Annotated in this window: 17 protein-coding genes; 7 read left to right on the top strand and 10 right to left on the bottom strand. The window is 55.9% G+C overall.

What is annotated here, in order from left to right:
* Positions 1–3 precede the first annotated feature (3 nt).
* A complete protein-coding gene (locus GN242_RS06865; RefSeq protein WP_156287110.1) occupies positions 4–1,137 on the bottom strand; it encodes a YbfB/YjiJ family MFS transporter in 1,134 nt (377 codons plus the stop codon).
* A gap of 101 nt (positions 1,138–1,238) precedes the next feature.
* Here GN242_RS06865 and ptrR point away from each other — a divergent pair, with 101 nt between their 5' ends.
* The 3 genes from ptrR to fghA all read left to right on the top strand — a co-directional run bounded on the left by ptrR (position 1,239) and on the right by fghA (position 4,248).
* The gene (gene ptrR, locus GN242_RS06860) at positions 1,239–2,117 is read left to right on the top strand and encodes a putrescine utilization regulator PtrR (protein ID WP_154751714.1); all 879 of its coding nucleotides are present in this window, start codon (positions 1,239–1,241) and stop codon (positions 2,115–2,117) included.
* Positions 2,118–2,266: 149 nt separating this feature from the next.
* Positions 2,267–3,394, top strand: a complete 1,128-nt coding sequence (locus GN242_RS06855; RefSeq protein WP_156287109.1) for an S-(hydroxymethyl)glutathione dehydrogenase/class III alcohol dehydrogenase — start codon at positions 2,267–2,269, stop codon at positions 3,392–3,394.
* Positions 3,395–3,405: 11 nt separating this feature from the next.
* On the top strand, positions 3,406–4,248 hold the full coding sequence (gene fghA, locus GN242_RS06850; protein WP_154751716.1) for an S-formylglutathione hydrolase: 843 nt from the start codon (positions 3,406–3,408) through the stop codon (positions 4,246–4,248).
* 138 nt (positions 4,249–4,386) lie between these two features.
* Here the strand turns inward: fghA and GN242_RS06845 are convergent, their stop codons facing one another.
* From GN242_RS06845 to yieE, 4 genes are all read right to left on the bottom strand, one after another.
* On the bottom strand, positions 4,387–5,172 hold the full coding sequence (locus GN242_RS06845) for an ABC transporter ATP-binding protein (RefSeq protein WP_374189534.1): 786 nt from the start codon (positions 5,170–5,172) through the stop codon (positions 4,387–4,389).
* A complete protein-coding gene (locus GN242_RS06840) occupies positions 5,172–6,254 on the bottom strand; it encodes a FecCD family ABC transporter permease (RefSeq protein ID WP_154751718.1) in 1,083 nt (360 codons plus the stop codon). Before GN242_RS06840 ends, GN242_RS06845 begins: the two co-directional genes overlap by 1 nt.
* Positions 6,255–6,401: 147 nt before the next feature.
* Positions 6,402–7,868: an amino acid permease gene (locus GN242_RS06835; RefSeq protein ID WP_154751719.1), complete on the bottom strand. Its 1,467-nt coding sequence runs from the start codon at positions 7,866–7,868 to the stop codon at positions 6,402–6,404.
* A 193-nt stretch (positions 7,869–8,061) separates the two neighbouring features.
* Positions 8,062–8,928, bottom strand: a complete 867-nt coding sequence (gene yieE / locus GN242_RS06830) for a DNA-binding transcriptional regulator YeiE (protein ID WP_154751720.1) — start codon at positions 8,926–8,928, stop codon at positions 8,062–8,064.
* A gap of 744 nt (positions 8,929–9,672) precedes the next feature.
* Here yieE and GN242_RS06825 point away from each other — a divergent pair.
* Both GN242_RS06825 and nfo read left to right on the top strand, forming a co-directional pair.
* Entirely contained in the window at positions 9,673–10,725 is a 1,053-nt protein-coding gene (locus GN242_RS06825; RefSeq protein ID WP_154751721.1) for a YeiH family putative sulfate export transporter, read from the top strand.
* A gap of 65 nt (positions 10,726–10,790) precedes the next feature.
* On the top strand, positions 10,791–11,633 hold the full coding sequence (nfo, locus tag GN242_RS06820; protein WP_154751722.1) for a deoxyribonuclease IV: 843 nt from the start codon (positions 10,791–10,793) through the stop codon (positions 11,631–11,633).
* A gap of 71 nt (positions 11,634–11,704) precedes the next feature.
* On the opposite strand, the gene fruA is transcribed toward nfo, so the two are convergent.
* From fruA to GN242_RS06800, 4 genes are read right to left on the bottom strand one after another with little or no spacing between them, the layout of a single operon-like run.
* Positions 11,705–13,399: a PTS fructose transporter subunit IIBC gene (gene fruA, locus GN242_RS06815; protein ID WP_156287108.1), complete on the bottom strand. Its 1,695-nt coding sequence runs from the start codon at positions 13,397–13,399 to the stop codon at positions 11,705–11,707.
* Positions 13,400–13,415: 16 nt separating this feature from the next.
* Complete coding sequence (gene fruK / locus GN242_RS06810; protein WP_154751724.1) at positions 13,416–14,357, bottom strand: 1-phosphofructokinase; 942 nt, start codon at positions 14,355–14,357, stop codon at positions 13,416–13,418.
* Entirely contained in the window at positions 14,354–15,487 is a 1,134-nt protein-coding gene (gene fruB, locus GN242_RS06805) for a fused PTS fructose transporter subunit IIA/HPr protein (protein ID WP_154751725.1), read from the bottom strand. The genes fruK and fruB overlap by 4 nt, the downstream gene beginning before the upstream one ends.
* A gap of 30 nt (positions 15,488–15,517) precedes the next feature.
* The gene (locus GN242_RS06800; protein WP_154751726.1) at positions 15,518–15,862 is read right to left on the bottom strand and encodes a hypothetical protein; all 345 of its coding nucleotides are present in this window, start codon (positions 15,860–15,862) and stop codon (positions 15,518–15,520) included.
* Between GN242_RS06800 and GN242_RS06795 the strand changes: the two genes are divergently transcribed.
* Positions 15,861–17,075, top strand: coding sequence for a sugar efflux transporter (locus GN242_RS06795; protein WP_156287107.1), 1,215 nt, complete (start codon positions 15,861–15,863; stop codon positions 17,073–17,075). The genes GN242_RS06800 and GN242_RS06795 overlap by 2 nt on opposite strands.
* Position 17,076: 1 nt before the next feature.
* Here GN242_RS06795 and GN242_RS06790 read toward each other — a convergent pair whose 3' ends face one another.
* Complete coding sequence (locus GN242_RS06790) at positions 17,077–17,331, bottom strand: YkgJ family cysteine cluster protein (protein ID WP_154751728.1); 255 nt, start codon at positions 17,329–17,331, stop codon at positions 17,077–17,079.
* A gap of 213 nt (positions 17,332–17,544) precedes the next feature.
* On the opposite strand from GN242_RS06790, the gene yeiP reads away from it, so the two are divergent.
* Positions 17,545–18,117, top strand: coding sequence for an elongation factor P-like protein YeiP (gene yeiP / locus GN242_RS06785; RefSeq protein ID WP_154751729.1), 573 nt, complete (start codon positions 17,545–17,547; stop codon positions 18,115–18,117).
* Positions 18,118–18,160 lie beyond the last annotated feature (43 nt).

The raw sequence follows: 18,160 nt of genomic DNA, 5'->3' as shown, positions 1-18,160 counted from the left end.
CTTTCATTTAGCCGCTGCTTCGCGCTGCCACACCAGCGCCCCGGCCACCAGCAGTGCCCCCCCGGCAACGTACAGCGCAGGCTCCAGACGGTGAGTCAGCGCAGTCGAGAGGGCCGACAGCAGCGGGCCAACCAGCTGACCTACTGCATAGCCGGTGGTCAGTAGTCCGGCTAAATAGCGCGTATGCAGCGGAGCAAGCTCGCGGGCATATTGCAGAGAGAGCTGCACTACGCAGAGGAAGCCACCGCCGATCAATGCCGAACCCAGCGCCAGACCACCCAGCCCGGGGATCAAATCTGAAGCGAAAACTCCCAACGCCTGCACCCCAAGTACCAGCGCAAGGCGGCGATTGCTGTTACCCAGATGGCGGGTCAGAATGCCGATAGCGATCCCTGCCACCGCCGCCCCGCCAAACACCGGCCAGACAAACTGGCTGATCAGCCCGGGGAAGCGCGTGGTCGCCATCTGCGACAGAAAAGTGGCGGGCAGAATATAGCCAAATCCGGCAAGGCTGTAGCTCCAGACCAGCCGTTTCAGACCAGGCGTCAGACGCAGCGGCTCCGGGGCGGTTTCCGGGCGGTGCAGCTCTCCTGTGCGCGGCAGAGTGCGGGCGATAAACGCCACCAGAATCAGCGCCAGCACCCCGTAAGCCCCCCACGCCCAGGCAGCGCTGACCTGCTGGCTATGCAGCCACACCGCCAGCATTCCGCTGATAAAGATCCCGGTTCCTGGTCCGGCGAACACAGCGGCACTCAGCCCGGGGCGCTGATGGCGGTGCAGCTGTTCATTGCTCCAGGCAGCAATCAGCACCATTGCCCAGCCGCTGGCCCAGCCAATCAGGAAACGCACCACGCCATGCTGCCACGGGCCGGAAACCCAGGCTGACAGCAGCGTCAGCGCAACGGCCCCCCAGACTCCGGCCTGTAAGCGCCACTCAACGCGCCGGGTTGCGCGCATCGCATCAAACGAGCCGCACAGGTAACCAAGGTAGTTAAACGCTGCTACCACGGCGGCGCTGGTCAGCGACAGCTGATGTTCACCTATCATTAAGGGTACCTGCGGCGTAAAGGCAAAACGCCCGATGCCCATTGCCACTACCAACGTCAGAAAAGCACACAACGCGACACGTACCGCCATTTTGACTCCAGAGTCGATTTTCAGTTGCCATCAGCATGAGTGATGGTTAGAATCACGAAAAGTGAATAATACTAACGAAGTTGCTCACGATAAGAGAACACATGGATCTGACTCAACTTAAAATGTTTTGCGCAGTGGCCGACAGTGGTTCCGTTGTGCGGGCGGCAGAGCAGTTACATCGGGTGCCCTCAAACCTCACCACGCGCCTGCGTCAGCTGGAAGAGGAGCTGGGCACCGATCTGTTTATCCGCGAAAAGCAGCGTCTGCGCCTGTCACCGATGGGCCACAATTTTCTCTGTTATGCCCAGCGGATCCTCGCCCTGAGCGAAGAAGCGCTTAATATGGCGCACGGCGGTAAACCCGCAGGCAACTTTGCTCTTGGTTCAATGGAGAGCACCGCCGCCACACGCCTGCCTTCGTTGCTCGCGGAGTTTCATCAGCGTTATCCGGCGGTCAATTTTGCGCTGAGTACCGGTACCTCTTCGGAGATTATCGAAAAAGTCCGCGCCGGAACGCTGGCCGCCGCGCTGGCGGATGGGCCGGTTAATGCCGATGAACTCAACAGCTGCGTCGCTTTTCCCGAGCAGATGGTGCTGATTTCCAGTCTGGAACATGCCGATATCGTGACAGCGGCCGATGCCGCTGGCAGCACGCTGTTTGCTTTTCGTCCGGGCTGTTCCTACCGCATTCGTTTTGAGAACTGGTTCCGCAATGCGGGCGTTCAGCCGGGCAATGTGATGGAGATACAGTCCTATCACTCTATGCTGGCCTGCGTTGCCTGCGGAGGCGGACTGGCGCTACTGCCCGCAGCGGTGCTGGCACAGATGCCGGGCCATGAGCGCGTACGCCAGCATCCGCTGCCGCCAGAGATACGCGATACCGCCACTCTGCTGGTATGGCGACGCGACGCTTTCACGCCCAATGTTGAGGCGCTGAAGTATCTGATTATTGAACAATTTGATGAGAAGTCCAGCGATTAGCCGCTGTTTCCGTCAAGCCTGGTTACGCTTATAACTTAAACACTTCGCCCCCCTCAGGGGCAGCTATTGATTTTAACTGGCGTGTTTTGCGCCGCAGATACGCTGGTCATATCTGTCTATATCTCTATCCCGAATCACAGGAGCAACACATGCAGATGATTAAAACACGCGCCGCCGTAGCATGGGCCCCCGGCGAACCGCTGAAAATTGAAGAACTTGACCTGATGCCACCGCAGAAAGGTGAAGTGCTGGTACGTATCGTCGCAACCGGCGTATGTCACACCGATGCTTACACCCTGTCAGGTAAAGATCCTGAAGGCGTATTCCCGGCGGTACTCGGCCATGAAGGCGGCGGCGTAGTGGAAGCCGTTGGCGAAGGCGTTACCAGCGTGGCAGTGGGCGACCATGTTATCCCGCTGTACACCCCGGAGTGCGGTAAATGTAAGTTCTGTCTGTCAGGTAAAACCAACCTGTGCCAGGCGATCCGTACCACCCAGGGTAAAGGTTTAATGCCAGACGGCACCACCCGCTTCTTTAAAGATGGTCAGCCTATTTTCCACTATATGGGTACGTCGACTTTCTCTGAATACACTGTTATTCCGGAAATCTCGCTGGCTAAAATCAGCAAAGAAGCACCGCTGGAAGAGGTCTGTTTGCTGGGCTGCGGTGTTACCACCGGTATGGGCGCAGTCACCAATACCGCGAAAGTGAAAGAAGGCGATACCGTAGCGATCTTCGGCCTTGGCGGCATTGGCCTGTCGGCGATTATCGGTGCGAAAATGGCCAAAGCAGGCCGTATCATCGGTATTGATATCAATACCAGCAAGTACGATCTGGCGCGCAAACTGGGTGCCACGGATCTGATCAACCCGAAAGATTTTGATAAGCCGATTCAGGACGTTATCGTTGAGATGACCGATGGCGGCGTCGACTACTCGTTCGAATGTATCGGTAACGTCAACGTAATGCGTTCTGCCCTTGAGTGCTGCCACAAAGGCTGGGGCGAATCAGTGATTATTGGCGTGGCCGGTGCGGGTGAAGAGATCTCAACCCGTCCATTCCAGCTGGTCACCGGGCGCGTATGGCGCGGCTCCGCCTTTGGTGGAGTGAAAGGCCGTTCACAGCTGCCGGGCATTGTTGAGCGCTATATGAACGGTGAGTTCCAGCTGAATGACTTTATTACCCATACCATGCCGCTGGAAGAGATTAACGACGCGTTCGACCTGATGCATGAAGGGAAGTCGATTCGTTCCGTGGTGCATTTCGCTAAAAAATAAGAGAGGAAAGGATGCCATCGACCCTGGAACTTCTGGAAGAGCATCGTCTGTTTGGCGGCTGGCAGCAGCGCTATCGCCACCAGTCAACAAGCCTGAACTGCGCGATGACTTTCAGTATCTTTTTACCCGGGCCTAAGAGCAGTACGCCGCCGCCGGTGGTGTACTTCCTGGCAGGGCTGACCTGCAGTGACGAAAACTTCAGCGTAAAGTCCGGCGCACAGCGCGTGGCGGCGGAGCTTGGGCTGGTGCTGGTGATGCCGGATACCAGTCCGCGTGGCGAAGAGGTTGCCAACGATGAAGGTTACGATCTCGGTCAGGGTGCCGGATTCTATCTGAATGCTACCGAAGCGCCCTGGGCGACGCATTTTCGCATGTACGATTACATCAACACCGAGCTGCCTGCACTGATTGCCGGTAATTTCAGCGTCAGCGATCGTCAGGCGATAATGGGGCACTCAATGGGTGGTCACGGCGCGCTGATGATTGCGCTGCGTAATCCGGGTAGGTTTAGTTCAGTGTCGGCGTTTGCGCCAATCGTCAATCCGCTGGAAGTGGCATGGGGGCAGAAAGCATTCCGGGCCTATCTGGGTGCTGATGTCAGTACGTGGCAGCAGTATGACAGCTGCTGGCTGATGCGTAACGGCGGTGCCGTGCTGCCGATGCTGGTCGATCAGGGGGACAGCGATCAGTTCCTTGCCGACCAGCTCAGGCCGCAGCGGCTGGAGGAGATTGCTGAAGATCTCGGCTATCCGCTTACCGTGCGTATTCAGCCGGGTTACGATCATAGTTACTTCTTTATCGCCAGTTTTGTGGAAGATCATTTGCGCTTTCACGCGAAACATCTGTTGGTGTAAATCGCGCACGGGTGGCAACTCTGACTCAGGGCGAGGCATGCCTCGCCCCTACCAAATACCACCGAACCACAGGAGTCGGGTACGCCCGCCCCTGCCAATACCACCGCATCGCCCAGGAATGTAAGGGTTATACCCGCGCTAGCTGATAGCCTCTGCCACTAACCCGTCAATCAGCACCTGTGGTACCCCCTGCGAACAGCGCTCAATGCGCCCTTTCACCCCGTAGACCCGTGCCAGACTATCCGGCGTAATCACCTCTTCCGGTAAACCATCCGCCATCAGTTCGCCGTTCTGTAACATCAGCACGTGCTCGCTATGGCGCAGCGCGATATTGATATCATGCACCACCACTACGGTCACAATATTGCGCAGCCGGGTTTCACGCCGAACCAGATCCATTACGTGAAACTGGTAGTTCAGATCGAGTGCACTTAATGGCTCGTCAAGCAGCAGCAGCTCCGGGCGGCGGATCAGCGACTGCGCCAGGCCGACTAACTGCTTCTGCCCGCCGGAAAGTTGATCAAGATAACTGAGCGCAAGATGGGCAATACCCAGCTGCTCCAGCAGCGTCATCACTTCGGCTTCGCTGGCGGCATTGCTGCGGCCGCCGCTGGCGCGCTGCGCCACGATAATCGACTCCAGCACGTGCAGGTGTACCCCGGCAGGCAGCGACTGCGGCAGATAGACCACCCGTGAGGCGCGGCGGGCAAACGGCAGCGCCATCAGATCTTCACCGTTAAGCCACAGTTCACCTTTGGCACGATTAAGCCCGGCGAGCGATCGTAACAGCGTTGATTTACCGCAGCCGTTCGGCCCCAGCAGCACAGTGATTTTGCCACGCGGCAGCAGCGGTACATTAAGGTTGCTGATCACCTGACGTTTTGGATAACCGGCATCAAAGCCGCTAATTTTCAGCCCCTGCATCAGACACTCCCCCGATGGCGCAGAATAATACTCAGGAAGAACGGAACACCCACCAGCGAGGTGACAATGCCCACCGGAATAATCACGCCGGGGATCAGGTTCTTCGACACCACCGACGCCATCGACAGCACCAGCGCCCCGGTCAGCGCACTGGCAGGCAGATAGAAGCGGTGATCTTCACCAAACACCATACGCGCAATATGCGGAGCAACCAGGCCAATAAAGCCAATCGGCCCGACAAAGGCCACCGCAAGGGCAGAAATAACACTGATGCGCAGCAGCGTAACCAGACGCAGACGACGCACATCAATGCCAAAACTTACCGCCCGATCTTCACCCAGACGCAGCGCCGTCAGCTTCCATGCGCTTAACATCGAGAACGGTACCAGAATCAGCAAAGCGATACAGAGAACCCCCAGTTTTTCCCACGAAGCACGCGCCAGGCTGCCCATTGTCCAGAAAACCAGCCCCTGTAAGGTGTCTTCGCTGGCGATAAACTGCATCATTGAAACCAGCGCGTTAAAAGTGAATACCAGCGCAATACCAAACAGCACCACGCCGGAGGTGGAAACCTGCGTCCAGCGCGTCACCGCATCCAGCATCAGCGCGGCAATCAGCGCAAAGACAAAAGCATTAGCAGAGATAAACCACTGGTCGGGAATACCGGGAATACCAATACCCAGAACGATTGCCAGCGCTGCGCCAAAGGCCGCCGCCGAAGAGACACCAAGGGTAAACGGACTGGCCAGCGGGTTATTAAGGATGGTTTGCATTTCTGCCCCGGCCAGCCCCAGCCCCAGGCCAACCACTACCGCCATCAGCGCATACGGCAGGCGAATATCCCAGACAATCACCCGGGTTCCGGCATCAACCGTGTCCGGCGACAGCAGCGTTTGCCACAGCACCTGTAACGAAAGGCCGGACGGGCCTAAGGTAAAATCCAGTACCAGTGAAGCTAAAATAGCCAAGACCAGCACAGCCATAATCATTAACCGGTGGCGTAACAGTTGATGGTAGCGCCCCATCACACCTTCGGGCACCACTTTCCCCGCATGCTGTACGGGCTCCTGGGTCAAGCTCATTCTGAATACCTGCTTTAACATGTTAATGGCGGTTAAAATAAAGCAAATGATAATACTTATCAGTAATATTTTGAGTCTGATTTTATATCATAAAAAAAGGCGCGGAATCCGCGCCTTTCATCTGTTACGTCTGTTACGTCGTTCGGGTTATTTTTCGAACTTCGGGAATTCCATCTCGCTGTACTTCACAAAGCGCGTTTTCCGCGTCAGTTTAAAGCCAAACCAGATGATCAGGAACAACGGAATACCGATGTAGGTGGCCGCCACTCCGCCCCAGTCAATGGTATCCGAAAGGAACGCCTGATAGTTCTGACCAAGGGTAATGACCAGACACAGCACAAAGGCGAAGATCGGCCCCAGCGGGAAGAACCCGGAACGGTACGGCAGGTCAGCCAGATCGTGACCCTGCGCCATATAACCCCTGCGGAAACGGTAATGGCTGATGGCAATTCCCAGCCAGGCAATAAACCCGGTCATCCCTGAGGTATTCAGCAGCCACAGATAAACCGTCTGATTGCCAAACATCGAGGTCAGGAAGCACAGCCCGGCCACAATGGTGGTGGCATACAGCGCGTTACGCGGCACGCCGCCTTTCGACAGTTTCGCAAAGATGCGCGGCGCTTTACCTTCCGATGCCAGCATGTAAAGCATACGGGTAGACGCATACATACCGGAGTTACCCGCCGACAGCACCGCCGTCAGGATAACCGCATTCATCACCGCCGCCGCTGAGAGCAGGCCGGCATGCTGGAACACCAGCGTAAACGGGCTGACGCTGATATCTTTGACATCGTTACGCAGCAGGCTTGGGTCGGTGTAAGGGATAATCAGGCTGATCACCAGAATCGCGAACACATAGAACAGCAGGATACGCCAGAACACCTGGCGAACCGCACGCGGAATGTTCTTCGCCGGATCTTCTGATTCACCGGCCGCGATACCGATCAATTCCGTTCCCTGGAATGAGAAACCAACAATCATCGCCACGCCGATCATGGCGGCAAAGCCACCGGAGAACGGTGCATCGCCAATCTGCCAGTTGTGCCAGCCCGCGCTTTCACCGCCGCGCATGATACCGACGATCATCGCCACGCCAACAATAATAAAGATGATCACGGTCGCGACTTTGATCAGTGAGAACCAGTATTCCGCTTCACCAAACCCCTTCACAGAGATGTAGTTCAGCAGGAAGATCAGCCCAAGGAACAGTGCGCTCCAGATCCAGCCCGGGGTATCCGGGAACCACCAGGTCATCACCAGCTGCGATGCCACCAGGTCAACAGCGATAGTCACCGCCCAGTTGTACCAGTAGTTCCAGCCCAGCGCGAAGCCGAAGCCCTCTTCGACATATTTAGCGCCGTAGGTGGAGAAAGAACCCGAAACCGGCATAAATGCTGCCAGCTCGCCGAGGCTGGTCATCAGGAAGTACACCATCAGGCCGATCAGCATATAGGAGAGCAATGCTCCGCCGGGGCCAGCCTGTGAAATGGTCGCACCTGAAGCGACGAATAAGCCCGTACCAATCGATCCGCCAATGGCGATCATGGTTAAGTGGCGTGCTTTCAGTACACGCCTTAGTCCAGGGGGTTGTGTTGTTTTTGTGTCATGATCCATGTTTAAACGCTGCGCCTTGCAAAAAATAAGCCGCGATTATAGCAACCTACCTGAGGTCGTATAGCGATTACACCACGTTATAAGTTAGCTTCATGATCCACCGGGAATTATTAGCACAGCGCGGGTGAAAACTGGTTAAAAACCAACCACACAGAGCATATCGTGGCGGCAGCCGGGCATCTCCTGCACAGCATTATTCGGTGCAGTAACTCAGAAAACGACTCAACGCCTTGGATATATGCTTCTGACGATGGTGAATACGATATAGCGTACGTTTGAGTTTTGGCAGAGGGATCGCCACCTCAACCAGTGTGCCCATCTCAAGCTGTTCAGCAATTACCCGCCGCGACAGGCAGCTGATCCCCATACCGTGACGTACCGCATTTTTGATCGCTTCTGAATTACCCAGCTCCAGCGCCAGATCGAACTGCGGCAGATGTGACAGCAGCAGATAATCGACAATCTCGCGGGTGCCTGAACCGTGTTCGCGCAGGATCCACGGCGCAGCCGCCAGACTTTGTAGCGATACCGGCCTGCTGAGAATATCGGCTCCCGGCGCAGCAAACACCACCAGTTCATCCTCCAGCCACGGCTCCGTGACCAGCTCACTCATATGACATGGCCCCTCAATCAGACCGATATCAACACGAAAATCGGCAACGGCGGTGATCACATCCTGACTGTTGCCGACGCTCAGTTCCAGCGGCAGCATGGGGAAATCTCGACGATAGCAGGCGATCATTCCCGGCAGCAGGTAGTTACCGATGGTGCTGCTGGCAGAAACTCGTAGCGCTCCGTTGTCTTCACGGAACAGCAGTTCAATTTCCAGCGCCTGCTCCAGCAGCCCCACAGCGCGCGGGTAGAGCAGGCGACCATGCTCATTAATCACTAACCGTTTACCTACACGATCAAATAACTGCACACCAAGCTGACCTTCAAGATCAGCCAGCGCAGCACTCACTGCTGACTGCGAGAGCGCCAGCACCTGTGAGGCCTGGGTGGTCGAGCCACTCTTCAGGACTTCGGTAAAAACCTCAAGCTGGCGTAATGTAATGTGCATGGCTCATCCTCAGTCAAACCCGTCATACTTCAGGCCGCAGGATCGTTGGCTCTCCTCGCGCACCCCGGTCACTTACTGATGTAAGCTCCCGGGGATTTGCTGCGTGGCCGCCTGCCTGCAACCCGAATTATTTAGGGTTATAGATACAGTCATACTTCAGGCCGCAGGAGCGTTAGCTCTCCTCGCGCACCCCGGTCACTTACTGATGTAAGCTCCCGGGGATTTGCTGCGTGGCCGCCTGCCTGCAACCCGAATTTTTCAGGGTTATAGATACAGTCATACTTCAGGCCGCAGGATCGTTAGCTCTCCTCGCGCACCCCGGTCACTTACTGATGTAAGCTCCCGGGGATTTGCTGCGTGGCCGCCTGCCTGCAACCCGAATTTTTCAGGGTTATAGATACAGTCATACTTCAGGCCGCAGGATCGTTAGCTCTCCTCGCGCACCCCGGCCACTTACTGATGTAAGCTCCCGGGGATTTGCTGCGTGGCCGCCTGCCTGCAACCCGAATTATTTAGGGTTATAGATACAGTCATACTTCAGGCCGCAGGAGCGTTAGCTCTCCTGGTTATTCGCTGCGTAGCCACCTGCCTGCAACCCGAATTTTTCAGGATATAAAGCGATCACTCCGGCCAGCAGTGGCAGCTGCCTCTTAACACTTATAGTGGTTAATTATAAATATATAATCAATTTCTCTTTTAAGCCAGCACCACACATTATAAGGACATTGCACGAGGAGGACTATCATGGCTGAACTGACAATAACCCATCATCACCCGCATCCTGCACGCCATGCCGCCGGCGTGCTGCTGGCGCTGCTTATCGCCTCCGCAGCTATCTGGTTGGGCAATCAACCGCAGGTGACAGCTCTGGGGCTCGGTTCACTGACGCTGGCGATTATTGGCGGTATTCTGGTGGGTAATACCGTTTACTCTCGCCTGTCGCCGCACTGCGACAGCGGTGTGCTGCTGGCAAAACAGCGTCTGCTGCGTGCCGGGATTGTACTCTACGGCTTCCGGCTGACCCTGCAACAGCTTACCGATGTAGGATTGAGTGGTGTGATTATCGATGCGATGACACTGACCACGACCTTTATCTGCGCCTGCTGGCTGGGCCAGCGCGTACTGGGATTGGATCGCGATACCAGCTGGCTGATTGGTGCGGGCAGCAGCATTTGTGGCGCAGCGGCGGTGCTGGCGACTGAGCCGGTAATCAAGGCGGACAACGCCAAAGTCGCGGTAGCAATTGCCACCGTGGTGATTTTCGGTACGCTGGCAATCTTTATCTACCCGCTGATGTGGCCGCTGGTTCAAACTTATCTGCCACAGGTGAGCGCCTCAGACTTTGGCATTTATACCGGTTCGACAATGCATGAAGTGGCTCAGGTGGTGGCAGCAGGTCACGCTATCGGCCCTGAGACAGAAAATGCTGCGGTAATCGCTAAACTGCTGCGCATTATGATGCTGGCTCCCTTCCTGCTGCTGCTGGCAGCAAAAGTACGCCGTAGCGAAGGGGCAGATCACAGCGGCCCGATTACTTTCCCGTGGTTCGCGCTGATGTTTATCGGGGTCACGCTGTTCAACTCGCTGCACCTGCTGCCGGATGCGTGGATAACTCATATTAATCAATTTGATAATCTGCTGCTGGCTACTGCGATGGCCGCCCTTGGGCTGACCACCCAGGTGAGCGCACTGAAGCGAGCAGGCTTCAAACCGCTGCTGCTGGGGCTGATGTTGTTTGTCTGGCTGATCATCGGCGGCGGTGCGATCAACCTGCTGGTGAAGCATTTGATGGCATAACTTCCATCCTTTTCCGGTTATGATGGCCTGCCTGCCATTAAGCAGGCCATCAACAGGAGAACGGCATGAAATATATCGGTGCCCACGTCAGCGCAGCTGGCGGTGTGGATCAGGCGGTACTACGCGCATACGAACTGGAAGCAACGGCTTTCGCGCTCTTTACGAAAAACCAGCGCCAGTGGCGCGCAGCCCCGCTGACTGATGAAGTGATTTCAGCCTTTCGCACGGCCTGTGAAAAGTATCACTACACGCCAGGTCAAATCCTGCCCCATGACAGCTACCTGATTAATCTTGGTCACCCGGTAACTGAAGCGCTGGAAAAATCGCGTGAAGCTTTTCATGACGAAGTCACCCGCTGCCAGCAGCTGGGGCTGACGCTGCTGAACTTCCACCCCGGCAGTCACCTGCATCAGATCGCTGAAGACGACTGCCTGAAACGCATCGCTGAGTCGATCAATATCGTGCTGGATAAAACCGAGGGAGTCACTGCGGTGATCGAAAATACCGCCGGACAGGGCAGTAATCTCGGTTTCCGTTTTGAGCATCTGGCGGCCATCATTGATGGCGTGGAAGATAAAACCCGCGTCGGCGTCTGTATTGATACCTGCCACGCTTTCGCCGGAGGCTATGACCTGCGGACGGAAGAGGAGTGCGTGAAGACCTTTGCTGATTTCGAGCGTATCGTCGGTTTTAAATATCTGCGCGGGATGCATCTGAACGATGCCAAAAGTGAGTTTAACAGTCGCGTCGATCGCCACCACAGTCTGGGTGAAGGCAACATTGGTAAAACCGTGTTCAGCTGGCTGATGAAAGATGCGCGTTTTGACGGGATTCCGATGATTCTGGAGACGGTGAATCCGGATATCTGGAAAGATGAAATTGCGTGGCTGAAGTCAGAGCAAATTTAAAACCCGCAGGGGTCAGGTACGCCTGACCCGGGTTAACGGGCGAGGAAACCTCGCCCCTGCGGGGATACGTCTTATATTTTAACAGCTTCTGCTTCCGGGCGTTTCAGCACCGCGTAAGAGAGGCCAGCTACCAGCGTACCGACAATAATCGCCGCCAGGTAACCCACTACCGGAGTGATTGCGCCTGGGATCAGCAGTACAAACAGGCCGCCGTGTGGCGCCATCAGTTTCGCACCAATCGCCATCGACATGGCACCTGTTACCGCACCGCCGATGATGCAGCAAGGCAGAACGCGCATCGGATCACGGGCCGCGAAAGGAATTGCCCCTTCAGAGATAAAGCACAGACCCAGAACCAGCGCCGCTTTGCCCCCTTCCTGCTGACCTTTGTTGAACTTCTTACGTGCAACCAGCGTTGCCAGGCCCATCGCCAGCGGTGGCACCATACCGGCCGCCATAATCGCTGCCATTGGTGCATAGGTCTGCGAACTCAGCAGGCCAACACCAAAGGCGTAGGCAACTTTGTTCACCGGACCGCCCATATCAGTACACATCATGCCACCAAGGATTGCACCCAGCACCACGGCGTTAGCAGTACCCATATTGGCCAGCCAGGCGGTGAGGCCAGACATGATTTCGGCAACCGGTTTGCCCACCACGTAGATCATCAGCAGGCCGGTAATCAGGCTCGCCACCAGAGGAATGATCAGAATCGGCTTCAGCGCTTCCATACTGCTCGGGAGTTTGACCTTCGAGCTGAGGAACTTCGCCGCATAACCCGCAATGAAACCGGCGATGATACCGCCAAGGAACCCGGCATTAATGCTGGTAGCCAGCATACCGCCAATCAGACCTGGAGTCAGACCAGGACGGTCGGCAATCGAGAAGGCAATAAAGCCTGCCAGCACCGGCACCATCAGGGCAAATGCACTGCTGCCACCAATCTGCATCAATGCCGCCGCCAGCGTACCCTGTTCTTTAAACGCGGTGATACCAAAGGCAAATGACAGAGCAATGCTCAGACCACCCGCCACCACCATCGGCAGCATATAAGAGACGCCGGTTAACAGGTGACGATAGGCGCCAGCTTTCTCTTTTTTCTCTTCCTGTGCAGAAGTGTTACCACCCTGAGGCTGATAAACACGGGCTTCTGCCACGGCTTTATCCAGCTCCTGAGCGGTTTTCTTCAGCGCCAGACCCGTTGATGTACGGTACATCGGCTTACCGGCAAACTTCGCCAGATCCACTTCGATATCTGCCGCCACAATAACCAGATCGGCTGCTGCCACTTCTTCAGGGGTAATGGCATTGCCAGCACCCACTGAGCCACGGGTTTCCACCTTCACCCACCAGCCGCGTTTTTTCGCTTCGGTGTCGATGGCTTCCGCCGCCATAAAGGTATGTGCCACGCCGGTCGGACAGGCAGTAATTGCCACCACCCGTTTTGGCCCGGTGCTCACCGCAGCAGCAGGCGTTGCCGCCGCCGAGGCTGCCGGTGCCTGGTATGGACGAGCATCCGTCTGCGCCTTTGCCAGCACTTCCGCTGGCTGGCGCAGCAGCTGTTCGATGTCGGCCAGATAGATGGCTTTACCGTTCAGCGAGCTGTCTGCCGGAATATTTTTGCCAGCAACAATCACCTGATCTGCTTCTGCCGGATTATCCGTCAGAGTCACACCGGCGTTTGCTGCCGCTGCAGTTGCTATGTTTTTTGCCAGATGGCCCGTTGCCAGCCCCAGCGAAGAATCGATTATCAGCAGCGTTTTCATTATGCGTCTCCTGCTGTTAGTTAATGAAAGGTTGTAGGTCGACACGCGCCATCATTGCGGCCAACTGGGTACGATCGGTAACGCCCACGTTGCTCTGGCTGACGGCCATAGCCGCCACTGCCGTTGCAAGACGCAGTGTGTGCTCGCTGGATTCACGCATCAGCAGGCCATAAATCAGCCCGCCAACCATTGAATCGCCAGCACCCACGGTGCTTACAACTTCACAGGCAGGTGGTTTTGCAATCCATTCGCCTGAAGCATTCACCCACAGCGCCCCTTCGGCACCAAGAGAGATAACCACGTGTGCGATGCCCTGCTCACGTAATGCATGTGCTGCTTCAATCACATCTTGTAATGTCGGTAATTTGCGGCCTGCCCAGATTTCCAGCTCACGGCGGTTGGGTTTAACCAGCCACGGTGCGGCTTTCAGGCCCGCAACCAGCGCCTCACGGCTGCTGTCAAAAATAATGCATGGGCAGTGGGTACGCAGCTGCGTCATCCATTCGGTAAAAGCATCGGGATCGACGCCTGACGGCAGACTGCCGCTGACGCAGACCATATCGAACTGGCCCAGCCAGGTGAGTGAATCTGCGGTAAAGCGATCCCAGTCCTGACCAGTAACTTCAAAGCCGGAGAAGTTCAGATCGGTCACATCACCGTCTTTCTCAGTCAGCTTAACGTTAATGCGGGTGCGGCCTTCTACCACCTGGAAGCGGTTAGCAATGCCCAGCTCGCTGAACAGGTGCTGGAAGCCGTCCTGATTCTCTTTCCCCAGGAAACCGCCTACGGTGACGTCAATACCCAGATCTTTCAGCACCTTGGCTACATTGATGCCCTTACCTGCTGCATGCAGCCCGGTGGTTTTCACCAGGTTCACTTCGCCGCGCTCAATTTCCGGAACGTAACCGACCAGATCGTAAGCAGGGTTCAGGGTAATGGTGGCTACACGTCTGCTCATGCTGCCCCCTCGCCAAGACCGGCTGCAATGGCTTCACCAATAGCATCCAGCGCCGCACGGGCATCTTCACCGCTGGCGGTAAAGCGCAGGCGGTGGCCTTTCTTCACTCCCAGGGCGACAACTTTCATCAGGCTGCGACCGTTGGCCGGTTTACCGCTGCCGTCAAGGTTGGTCACGGTCACATCACAGTTAAACTGTTTGATCACGCTGACCAGCGCCGTGCCCGGACGAGCGTGCAGGCCATGTTCGTTACGAATGGTGAACTCTTCGGTCAGCACATCTTCCTGCTCGGAGACTTCGCTGGTCAGCAGTGCCAGAATTCCGGCAGCGTCAGCACTCAGCAGACGATCTGCTTTTTGCTTAATCAGCAGATCGCTTAAGTAGTTCAGCACATTCAGCGGCTGGTCGTCAGTCACGGCAACGGTAATCAGCATTGAGGCTGTTTCTCCGTTTACGCTGAACGGTGCAGCAGCACGGCTGATAGCGACAGCGCTGGCAAGGTTGCCGTTGGGGCTGTCACTGAGCCAGATGCCCTGCCCCAGGTTCAGTGGCTTACCGGCGATCACGCAGCTGACGAAGGAAGCATCAACCGCGCCCGCCTGTTGCAGACGTCCGGCGTTCAGCGCCTGTAAGGTCATCAGATCGCTGGCGGCCACGTCGGTAGCAATCAGCGAGGTATCGAATTTGAATTCTGCTGCCAGTTTTTCACCCATTAAAATACTGCGCAGGGTTTCAGCAGAGTCAGTAGTGCGTAACTGTTCAGCTACGCTGTCATCACTCAGCACGTGTGTCAGCTGACGCAGCAGCGCCAGGTGTTCATCTGATTTCGCCGCAATACCAATGACCACGTAAGCAGTCTGATCTTCACCCCAGGCGATGCCCTGCGGGAACTGAAACACCTGTACGCCGGTTTTCAATACCAGATCGCGGGTATCTGTGGTGCCGTGAGGAATGGCAATACCATTACCAAGGTAGGTGGAGGTCTGTTGCTCGCGCGCCAGCATACCGTTGACATAGCCTTCGCCAACGTTTCCGGCAGCGGTCAACGCTGCGGCTACCTGACGGATAGCATCTTGTTTGTCGCCTGCCTGGGCGCCGGGCTTAATGGCATTGAGTTCTAACTGGAACATGGTTCTCCTCGCTGCTGAATTTGAATCGTTTCAGCTAATTTGAGAAAAAAAGCGCCATCCCTCTACTAACAAGCTGATGAGACAACGCTGAAACGTTTCAATTAGTTTGGTACTGATAGTGGATCCGTTGCAAGTTTTACCGTGAACGACGTAGTAGATTTTTGACGCCCCGCACATTTCATCAATCATTTTAGGAAAAACACCCGTTACAGAGTGTAAAAGCTGAAGCCATGCTGACGATCCTGTCCGCTGCTGAATTGTGCAAAAAGTGCTTAAAATGACAGCGTATTCACCATAGTTTGAAAAAGGTTTCCCGACTTTTGCATAACGGCGTAAAATCGCGCCGTTTTTCATCACCGGGCTTACTGAACTCATGTCGCTTCCTGCTGCCCCCGCGCGCACCCTGCCAGACAGCAAATCACTGGCATTTCTGATTGTGGCTTTTATTTCCGGTCTGGCCGGTGCACTGCAAACCCCGACTCTCAGCCTGTTTCTGAGTACGGAAGTCCATGTACGGCCGTTTATGGTAGGACTGTTCTTCACCCTCAGTGCGGTAATTGGCATCGTTGTCAGCCAGCTTCTGGCGCGCTACTCCGACCGTAAGGGCGATCGAAAAACCCTCATCCTCTACTGCTGCCTGCTGGGAGCGCTGGCTTCACTGCTGTTCGCCTGGAACCGTAACTATTTTATTTTACTGTTTGTTGGCGTGCTGCTCTCCAGCTTCGGCACCAGCGCCACTTCGCAGATGTTTGCACTGGCGCGTGAGCACTCTGATAAAACCGGGCGGGAAAATGTGATGTTCAGCTCGGTGATGCGCGCCCAGATCTCGCTGGCCTGGATGATTGGCCCGCCGCTGGCCTTCGCTCTTGCGCTCGGCTACGGTTTCCGCACCATGTATCTGACCGCCGCCGTGGCATTTGTGCTCTGCGCCGTGATCGTGCGTTACCTGCTGCCCTCAATGCGCAAAACTACCGTGGTGATGAGTCAGCCGGTGCAGGCACCGCGTCGCCATCGTCGCGCCACGTTGATGCTGTTTATTGCCTGCACGCTGATGTGGTCAAGCAACGGCCTGTATCTGATTACCATGCCGCTGTATGTGGTGAATGAGCTGCATCTGCCGGAGAAACTGGCCGGGCTGATGATGGGTCTTGCCGCCGGGCTGGAGATCCCGGTGATGCTGCTGGCGGGCTATTATGCCCGGCGCTGCGGTAAGCGCCGCCTGATGCGCGTGGCGGCCTTTTCCGGACTGCTGTTCTACAGCGGAACGCTGCTGTTTGACGGTGAATTTTCCATGCTGCTGTTACAGGGGCTCAATGCGATATTTATCGGCGTAGTGGCCGCGATTGGAATGATTTACTTCCAGGATATGATGCCGGGCCAGGCAGGAGCTGCCACCACGCTGTTTACCAACACCACCCGCATGGGTTGGATTATCGGCGGCTCGCTGGCTGGAATGGTGGCAGAAGTATGGAGTTTTCATGCGGTATTCTGGTTTGCCGTAGTCATGATGGCCGCTTCACTGCTCTGCCTGCTGCGGGTGCCTGAGCCGCAGGCCATGGAGATATCAGCAGAGCCGCCCGCACCGTGATTCAGGGCGCTGTCTCTATTTCCAGATGCAACAGATAGACCATCGCATGCTGACGGCTGAGGCCGCACATTTCAGCCTCAGGCTGTAAACTGCCGCAGACTTTAGGCCGCTCAGGCGAATCAAAAATTTTGCAGCGCATCTGCTCATCAAGCTGAACACAGGGCGTATTGGCGGGTTTTCCGTGCGGATGACCCGGGATAGGCGATGAAATTGACAGTGCCGTACAACAGGCACCACAGGCGGCGCGACACTCCATCACTAATCCTCCATAACAAAGCGCGACAATAGCAGTCCTCTCAGGCGAATACTATTAATACCCGTCATGCTTCACGTTCGGCAGGCGACAGCCCGGAAGATGCTGAAGATCATATTTTCTACGATGGACGCAGGCAGATCTTGCCTGGCGACGCGGGCGCGAGTAACGTGTCGCGATAAATTTTCCCACCACCTTCTACACGAGACCTGTTTTATGCCAAGAGCCAATGAAATCAAAAAAGGCATGGCCGTCAGCGTTGACGGCAAGCTGTTGTTAGTGAAGGATATTGATGTACAAAGCCCGAGCGCGCGCGGTGCATCCACGCTGTACAAAATGCGCTTCACTGACATCCGCACAGGGATGAAAGTGGAAGAGCGTTTCAAGGGCGATGATATTATCGACACCATTTCCCTCAGCCGTCGCCAGGTCACCTTCTCGTATATTGATGGTGATGAATATGTCTTTATGGATGATGAAGACTACACCCCTTACAACTTCAAACAGGAGCAGATCGAAGATGAGCTGCTGTTCCTGCCGGAAGGGGGAATTCCGGGTATTCAGGTGCTGACAATGGATGGCCAGATCCTGGCGCTGGAACTGCCGCAGACGGTGGATATGGAAATTGTCGAAACCACGCCTGGCATTAAAGGCGCATCCGCCAGCGCCCGCACCAAGCCTGCTAAAATGAGCACCGGCCTGATCGTACAGGTGCCGGAATACCTCAGTAATGGCGATAAAATCCGCATTCATATCCCTGAGCGTCGCTATATGAGCCGCGCTGACTAGTTTCTGAGAAACATGGCGCGGTCAGATGACAGCGCCACAAATG

This window comes from Erwinia sorbitola (assembly GCF_009738185.1).
Taxonomy (GTDB): Bacteria; Pseudomonadota; Gammaproteobacteria; order Enterobacterales; family Enterobacteriaceae; genus Erwinia; species Erwinia sorbitola.
Note: the sequence above shows the minus strand (reverse complement) of the source record. Positions and strands in the feature narration are given on the sequence as shown.

Bases quoted from the DNA above. Each gene is read 5' to 3' on its own strand.
- GN242_RS06855 (WP_156287109.1), top strand. From the start codon at position 2,267: ATGCAGATGATTAAAACACGCGCCGCCGTAGCATGGGCCCCCGGCGAA.
- GN242_RS06845 (WP_374189534.1), bottom strand. From the start codon at position 5,172: ATGCAGGGGCTGAAAATTAGCGGCTTTGATGCCGGTTATCCAAAACGT.
- GN242_RS06840 (WP_154751718.1), bottom strand. From the start codon at position 6,254: ATGAGCTTGACCCAGGAGCCCGTACAGCATGCGGGGAAAGTGGTGCCC.
- GN242_RS06825 (WP_154751721.1), top strand. From the start codon at position 9,673: ATGGCTGAACTGACAATAACCCATCATCACCCGCATCCTGCACGCCAT.
- GN242_RS06835 (WP_154751719.1), bottom strand. From the start codon at position 7,868: ATGGATCATGACACAAAAACAACACAACCCCCTGGACTAAGGCGTGTA.
- yeiP (WP_154751729.1), top strand. From the start codon at position 17,545: ATGCCAAGAGCCAATGAAATCAAAAAAGGCATGGCCGTCAGCGTTGAC.
- GN242_RS06800 (WP_154751726.1), bottom strand. From the start codon at position 15,862: ATGAGTTCAGTAAGCCCGGTGATGAAAAACGGCGCGATTTTACGCCGT.
- fruK (WP_154751724.1), bottom strand. From the start codon at position 14,357: ATGAGCAGACGTGTAGCCACCATTACCCTGAACCCTGCTTACGATCTG.
- nfo (WP_154751722.1), top strand. From the start codon at position 10,791: ATGAAATATATCGGTGCCCACGTCAGCGCAGCTGGCGGTGTGGATCAG.
- yieE (WP_154751720.1), bottom strand. From the start codon at position 8,928: ATGCACATTACATTACGCCAGCTTGAGGTTTTTACCGAAGTCCTGAAG.
- GN242_RS06790 (WP_154751728.1), bottom strand. From the start codon at position 17,331: ATGGAGTGTCGCGCCGCCTGTGGTGCCTGTTGTACGGCACTGTCAATT.
- fghA (WP_154751716.1), top strand. From the start codon at position 3,406: ATGCCATCGACCCTGGAACTTCTGGAAGAGCATCGTCTGTTTGGCGGC.
- ptrR (WP_154751714.1), top strand. From the start codon at position 1,239: ATGGATCTGACTCAACTTAAAATGTTTTGCGCAGTGGCCGACAGTGGT.
- GN242_RS06865 (WP_156287110.1), bottom strand. From the start codon at position 1,137: ATGGCGGTACGTGTCGCGTTGTGTGCTTTTCTGACGTTGGTAGTGGCA.
- GN242_RS06795 (WP_156287107.1), top strand. From the start codon at position 15,861: ATGTCGCTTCCTGCTGCCCCCGCGCGCACCCTGCCAGACAGCAAATCA.
- fruA (WP_156287108.1), bottom strand. From the start codon at position 13,399: ATGAAAACGCTGCTGATAATCGATTCTTCGCTGGGGCTGGCAACGGGC.
- fruB (WP_154751725.1), bottom strand. From the start codon at position 15,487: ATGTTCCAGTTAGAACTCAATGCCATTAAGCCCGGCGCCCAGGCAGGC.